The sequence below is a fragment of the Candidatus Seribacter sulfatis genome (assembly GCF_964187635.1).
Taxonomy (GTDB): domain Bacteria; phylum Verrucomicrobiota; class Verrucomicrobiia; order Opitutales; family Seribacteraceae; genus Seribacter; species Seribacter sulfatis.
Genome location: NZ_CAXLMO010000119.1, coordinates 1 through 6,129, shown reverse-complemented (window position 1 = coordinate 6,129; position 6,129 = coordinate 1). Strand labels below are relative to the sequence as shown.

The 6,129-nt window shown below is 45.4% G+C and carries 5 protein-coding genes; 4 read left to right on the top strand and 1 reads right to left on the bottom strand.

What is annotated here, in order from left to right; all coding sequences use genetic code 11:
• The first annotated feature begins 75 nt into the window (after positions 1–75).
• From ACKPQ5_RS10770 to ACKPQ5_RS10760, 3 genes are all read left to right on the top strand, one after another.
• Positions 76–1,368 carry a hypothetical protein gene (locus ACKPQ5_RS10770; protein ID WP_407679114.1) on the top strand — a complete coding sequence of 431 codons (1,293 nt, stop codon included), beginning with the start codon at positions 76–78 and terminating at the stop codon, positions 1,366–1,368.
• An 84-nt stretch (positions 1,369–1,452) separates the two neighbouring features.
• Complete coding sequence (locus tag ACKPQ5_RS10765; protein ID WP_407679113.1) at positions 1,453–2,766, top strand: Gfo/Idh/MocA family protein; 1,314 nt, start codon at positions 1,453–1,455, stop codon at positions 2,764–2,766.
• A gap of 39 nt (positions 2,767–2,805) precedes the next feature.
• Entirely contained in the window at positions 2,806–4,149 is a 1,344-nt protein-coding gene (locus ACKPQ5_RS10760; protein ID WP_407679112.1) for a sulfatase family protein, read from the top strand.
• A 28-nt stretch (positions 4,150–4,177) separates the two neighbouring features.
• On the opposite strand, the gene ACKPQ5_RS10755 is transcribed toward ACKPQ5_RS10760, so the two are convergent.
• Positions 4,178–5,710 (bottom strand): sulfatase family protein, encoded by a 1,533-nt coding sequence (locus ACKPQ5_RS10755; RefSeq protein WP_407679111.1) that lies wholly within the window; start codon positions 5,708–5,710, stop codon positions 4,178–4,180.
• A gap of 86 nt (positions 5,711–5,796) precedes the next feature.
• On the opposite strand from ACKPQ5_RS10755, the gene ACKPQ5_RS10750 reads away from it, so the two are divergent.
• The coding region (locus ACKPQ5_RS10750; RefSeq protein WP_407679110.1) for a sulfatase-like hydrolase/transferase at positions 5,797–6,129 on the top strand (333 nt) is incomplete at its 3' end.

The window sequence follows — 6,129 nt, the reverse complement described above, 5'->3', positions numbered from 1 at the left end:
TACCACAAATTTAAAATAAGCAAAAATCCATAAAAAAAGGTCGATCAAATATTTAATACAGTTTCTTATTTATGAATGAGGACAATTATCATTCCTACACTTTGCATACTTTACATAACGATGGGACTGTCTGCATTTGGTACCAACCCAAAAACTAAAAATCCTACTTTCGAAAATTGGAATGATTTCAAATCTCAATCCCAACAGTCCAAATATATTTCACAAATTCTCCAATCACACTCAAATAAAAATCTAGAAGATAAAAAATTACGAGTGGTTTATTTTTACCCCGCCGATCGAAAACCTATCAAAGATCATCGCAAAAGGTGGAATGGGATTATGACAGATATTCAAAATTTCTTTCGTACTGAAATGAATCGACTTGGGTACAACCAAGTTACAATCTCCCTAGAAAAAGAAAATGGCATTCTTAAATTGCACGAAGTTCAGGGTATTCATAAAGATGCTAATTATACTTACAAATCTGGAGGCAAAATTAAGGGAGAAGTATTTAAAGCTCTACGAGCGAAGGGAATTAATTCTGAAGAAGAAACCCTTCTCATTGTTTGCGGTCTCTCTAAAACCGATGGTAAAAAAGTTACTATTTATTCCCCTTACTACGGCATGGGGGCGAATCATAATAAGGGAATCTGTTTCACCGCTGACATGGAATGGCTCTCCATTGAAGGGCTCAAGCCTGACCCCAAAAAGATAATCCTGCAGGTCAAGGAACACCGAGGTTTCGAACCGTTTACCCTAAACCGATTTAATACAGTGTATATCGGAGGCACTATTCATGAACTCGGGCACGGCTTATCTTTACCACATAACTTGGGCACCAAGAAGGAATCTACTCGTGGAACAGCACTGATGGGTGCCGGTAATTACACTTACCGAAAAGAATGGCTCCAGGGGAAAGGATCTTTCCTTACCCATTCCAGTGCTCTACGTCTCCTCGTCCACCCCTTATTTAGAGGATCCACTAACCAAGCTAAAAAGCCTCCATCTCTAAGGTACAAGAAACTCAGCTTATCTACAAAGAATGGTGCCATCCAGATAAATGGAACGATCGACTCAACCATACCTGCCGTTGCCATGATTGCTTATAATGATGGAGAAAACAAAGGACAACGGGGTTACATGGTAAACAACAACTACGATGCAACGAGTTGGACTTCCGTCCTCAACCCGAATAATGAATTCTTTTTAGAAGTGGGCGACCTTCGCGATGGAAACCATCAGATCCGGCTTGTCAGTGTACATATTAACGGAGCCATCACTACCAAGCGGATGCATTATTCGATGAAAGACGGTGTTTTTGACTTCTCGAAAGCTAAGCAGGAAATAAAAAACATCTTAGCAAAATAAATTTTATTCGTAATAAATTATGTGTTTGTAACATAAACAGATTGATACTCATAATTACAAAAGATCCTTAAATTTTTACTCATCATGAAAAATAACACACGCAGAGACTTCATTAAATCCTCAGCTGCAGTTGGCAGCTTTTTTATTCTTCCCTCCGGTTTACGGGCCAAGTCACCCAACAGTAAGATCTGTACCGCCCATATCGGGACAGGCGGAAAGGGCCGCATTGATACCATGTATCTTGCCAAGCATAGTAATGTGGAAGTGATCGGACTTTGTGATGTCGATTACGCTCACGGCAAAATGGACACCTGGTCCAAACAGTTTAAAAGTGCCACCGCCTTTCAGGACTATCGCGAAATGCTTGCCAAACTGGACGACAAGATCGATGCGGTTTCTATTTCTACGCCCGATCATACCCACTACCCGGCCACCATGGATGCAATGGAAAGAGGAAAACATATTTATTTGCAAAAACCTCTAACCCACAAACTTAAAGAGGCCCGGCAATTGGCTGAATTTGCTGCCAAAAAAGGACTGACCACGCAGATGGGGATCCAAAACCAGTCCAGAGAAGCTTATCGATTAGCCCGTCATTACATCCAGGAAGGTCTGATTGGAAAAGTCACTAAGGTCTATGTCTGGTCATTCAAAACCTGGGGATATGATGGGGAACCCTTTAAGGAAAAGTCTGAAGTACCTGGTACCCTTGACTGGAATCTATGGTTGGGCACGGCTCCGATGCATGATTATGTAAGTAAGGTTTATCATCCCGGTCAGTGGCGTAAGCTTCTCGATTTTGGATGCGGTACCCTCGGTGATATGGGCATCCATATTTTTGACACTCCCTTCAAGGCATTGGATCTCAAGGATCCAAAATGGGTGGAGGCCGATTGCCGCGAACCAAATGGCTTTGGGCATGCGGAAAAGAACATGGTTCGTTACGGCTTTAACCCAACCAAATACACCACCGATAATTTCACCTTTACTTGGTGGGACGGAGCCGATGCCCCCAGACACAAAAACAACCCAGACTTAATGTTGCCAAACGGGGATGAACTTCCCAAGCAGGGTGCCGTGTTCGTAGGTGAAAATGGACGTATGGTTCTGCCGCACTGTTCAATGCCAACCTTTTATCCAGATAGTGTAACCAAAAATATCCCCAAGACGGATATAGTCGGTGTCGACCACTACACTCAATTCCTCGATGCCATTGAGGGAAAGGATAAGACCTTAGCCGGGTTTGATTATTCCGGACCGTTGGCGGAATCGCTCTGCCTCGGTGTTGTAGCCTGCCAGTTCCCAGGTAAGCGCCTCAACTGGAATGCCAAGAAAATGAAGGTGACCAACCTCCCCGAAGCGAACCCGCATCTTAAAGGCAGATACCGGAAGTTCTAATTCCTTTATTCCGCTACTAGGTTTTAGAAAATTCAAATTATGAGAATTCCCATTTATTCTTATGGGCTGTTATGTGCTGCCCTTCTTTTCATTTCAATAGGACATAAACTAACATCTGCGGAGAAGCCCAATGTCGTGCTCATCTATATCGACGACTTAGGGTACGGAGACATCGGTTGTTATGACTGTGAAGATATACCCACCCCACACATCGACCGCTTGGCTAAAGAAGGAGTACGCTTCACCGCTTCTTATATTACCAACCCGCCCTGCTGCCCAAGCAGGTGTGCCTTAATGATGGGCCAGTACGGACAAAGGTTTGGCAAGTATGGAATGTCCCGCGGTCTGCCCATCCCCGAAGACCGCCCCACCCTTGCAAAATTTATGGGCAAGAATGGTTATGTCACCGGACAGATCGGCAAATGGGATGTCGGCTCGAAAGTGCAAGGACCGCTCCAAGTCGGTTTCGACGAGGTCGCCCAGAAACCACCCAAGAAAAAAGGATCCAAATATTTTTGCACCAATAAAGAAGGAAAGACCCAGTGGCTGACCGATTATGACGGGGACAATATCGTCACCTTCATCGAGCGCCACAAGGCCGAACCTTTCTTTCTCTACTGGTCCCCCGAAGCCGTCCATTCCAAAAACGACGAGGCTCCTCCAAGCTTGACCAAACGCACAACTGCCAAAGGCAAGCGGAGCAAATTGGCGGGAGCGATCGTCTCGGTTGACGACCAGGTGGGCAAGCTCACCAAAGCTTTGAGCAAACATGGCCTTCGCAAGAACACACTTGTCATCTTCTCAAGCGACAACGGAGCCAATGTCGGTGAGGAAGGATCCTCTGCCCCTTATCGAGGAGGCAAAGGAAATGGAACCCAGCAGGAAGGCTGGGTGCGCGTACCGACGATTTTTTCAATGCCAGGTATCATTCCTCAGGGAAAGGACTACCACAAGCAAATCGCCAATTTCGATTTCTATTCCACCATTGCCTCGGTAGCCGGCTTGCCCATTCCAAAGCATTGCGACGGAGTGAATTTAATCCCCTTTATAACAGAAAAGAATAAGGAAGAGCCCCACGAGTATCTTTTTTGGCTCAACAACGAACCCGGAGACGCTGAAAGAAGACATATGATTGCAGTGCGTTGGAAGAAATGGAGGCTCTACAAAAAGTACGACAAAGATCCGTGGCAATTGTTTGATCTCGAGGTCGACCCCAAGGAAGAAAAGAACATCGCTAAGAACCACACTGATATTGTCGAACGCCTTTCAGCCAAACACGCGGCGTGGAGAAAGACCCTTGCTCCTTTGGGTAAGATTCCAAAACTCGCAAAGTCCGACGATCGCATCGGAACGGGGCACGGTTGGTCTTACGCCAAGCGATAAATGAGCGAGTCGACTTACAGGAATTAGGCTATTGAGAACCGACCAACCGGGGGGCAGTAAAGCCACGCTCTCTCGCATTCTTAAGTTCTTTCTGTAACTCGGCCACCTTTTCGGGGAATTTCTTCGCCAGGTTATTTCTCTGACTGATGTCCTTTGCATAGTGGTAAAGTTCGACCGCGTCCCCATCATCTGCAGGATAATTCCGTTTCTGCTCCCAGCTCTTGTGAACTCTGGAGTGGTATCCTGTTTTACCTACGATCAAATTCCATTCCCCAACCCGAACAGCCCATGAACTTTCACGGGTATTGTGAACATGTACCGTTCGCGGGTTAGCTTTTTTTCCCTTCAGCAAAGGTAACAGATCATGGGAATCTTCCGCGGCACCATCCGGTAGTTTATACCCGAGTGAAGAGGCAATTGTGCCCATGAAATCAATTTGGGAAACCAGCTTATCACAGGTACTTCCCGCCTTGGTCACCCCTGGCCACTTAATTATATAAGGAACATGATGACCTCCTTCATAGATATCCCTTTTCAATCCGCGAAAAGGTTCGGCCGACCAATGGTCAAAAGTTTCATCGCGTTTGTAAGCATACCCCTCAGGGCCATTGTCAGCGGTGAAGATAACCATCGTATTATCCGCCTGTCCGCTCTGCTCGAGTGCCTTGAGAATACGGCCACAGGCATCATCGGTTTCATACACAAAATCCCCGTACGGTCCGGCACCTGACTTACCATCGAATTCATCGTTGGGAATAATCGGGGCGTGTGGTGACGGAAAAGCAAAATAAAGAAAGAAAGGCTTATCGTTGCTTGCCTGATTCTTTACGTACTCCACCGCCTTTCCTGTGGTCGTGGGAATATTTTCATACGGGTCCCACCCAGAAAACATCGGTCCCGGGCGACATTCCCAGCCCCCCTCCTTGATCTTTTTCCATTTGGATGTATCCATCATCGTGTCCGGAATATCGACTACCTTGTCGTTCTCAATCCAACAGTAGGGTGGAAAATTGATAACCGTATCACCAAAGTAATAATCAAAGCCATGATCAAGCGGACCATTGGGTATCGACTTGGACCAGTCGAAGGCATCGGGTCCGTATCCAGACTTCTTTCCTTGCTTAATTGGTTTAGCTCCGGGCTTTTTAATAGCATCCCAGTTCCATCCGAGGTGCCATTTTCCGATCGCGGCGGTCGCATACCCACACTCCTTCAACATCTCCGGCATGGTAAGCCTGTCTGAATCGAAAGCGGAATTCCCAAAAGCATTAACGATTCCATGGAACTTGCGCCAATGATGTCTCCCGGTTAGTAGAGCATAGCGACTGGGCGTACAGATCCCCGAAGAAGAATGACCATCTGTAAAAATCATTCCCTCCTTAGCCAATTTTTCCAAGTGAGGTGTGGGAATTTTTGATTTTGGATTCAGAATTTTTAGATCGCCATAGCCAAGATCATCGGCGTACAAAATCAATATGTTCGGTTTTTTGTTTTTCGAACATAACTGCCCCATTACCGAAAAGATTAATCCCCAAATAAATATGAAAGTTTTTTTATGCATACGGGTTTTTACACTTATCCACAGATGGAGGAAACCTAATTTTATTCCTTCAGTAATAAATTATATCTAGGGAACATTAGTCTTTTATGAAATCATTCCTTTCACTCACGATATCACTCTTATTTTGTAGTGGCACATTAAATGCCACCAATAAAGAACAACCCAACATCCTCTTCATCTTTACCGATGATCATGCATTAAATGCCATCTCTGCCTACGGTGGGCCCTTAGCCAAGATTGCTCCGACTCCTCATCTCGATCGAATTGCAAAGGAAGGAATGATGTTTAATCACTGTCTGGTCACCAATTCAATTTGCGCACCTTCCCGTGCGGTCGTCCTTACCGGAAAGTACTCACATTTGAATGGACAGTTGACCAACAAAAATGTTTTCGATGGCAGCCAGCAAACGGTTCCCAAG

Excerpts from the sequence above, each read along its gene's own strand:
- ACKPQ5_RS10770 (WP_407679114.1), top strand. The coding sequence starts at position 76 with ATGAGGACAATTATCATTCCTACACTTTGCATACTTTACATAACGATG.
- ACKPQ5_RS10765 (WP_407679113.1), top strand. The coding sequence starts at position 1,453 with ATGAAAAATAACACACGCAGAGACTTCATTAAATCCTCAGCTGCAGTT.
- ACKPQ5_RS10760 (WP_407679112.1), top strand. The coding sequence starts at position 2,806 with ATGAGAATTCCCATTTATTCTTATGGGCTGTTATGTGCTGCCCTTCTT.
- ACKPQ5_RS10755 (WP_407679111.1), bottom strand. The coding sequence starts at position 5,710 with ATGCATAAAAAAACTTTCATATTTATTTGGGGATTAATCTTTTCGGTA.